Annotated in this window: 1 pseudogene; it reads left to right on the forward strand. The window is 76.9% G+C overall.

The annotated features are described in order from the left end of the window. Positions 1-398: pseudogene (locus D7X32_RS44720) on the forward strand (hypothetical protein); the annotation flags it as partial.

The raw sequence follows: 398 nt of genomic DNA on the forward strand, positions 1-398 counted from the left end.
CCTCGTCCCCGTCGCCGCCGCTCCAGCGGAGCCGGAACCCCTGTCCCTCGGGCCCGAGGACATCATCCTCACCGCGGAGCCCGAACCCGCCGCCCCGTCGAACTCCTGGGCGGACTCCATCCCCGCGTCCCCCCGCGACGCCCTGGAACTGCCCGCCAGCGACAACACCGCCGCCCTGAGCGAGGCCCGCAAGCGCGCTCAGGCCGCCCTGCTCCAGGACATGGCCGAGGCCCTGCGCCGCTCCGCCTCCGTGCCCCTGGACCCCTGGCTCACCGAGGAGTCCTCGCGCTTCCCCGTCGCGCCGCCGCCGGAAGCCGACCTGCCCCTCCTGGAGGTGGAGCCGGAGAGCTGGGGCGACATCGTCCCCGCCGCCGCGCCCCTTCCCGACACCCGCGCCC

The organism is Corallococcus carmarthensis (assembly GCF_003611695.1).
GTDB classification, from domain to species: Bacteria; Myxococcota; Myxococcia; order Myxococcales; family Myxococcaceae; genus Corallococcus; species Corallococcus carmarthensis.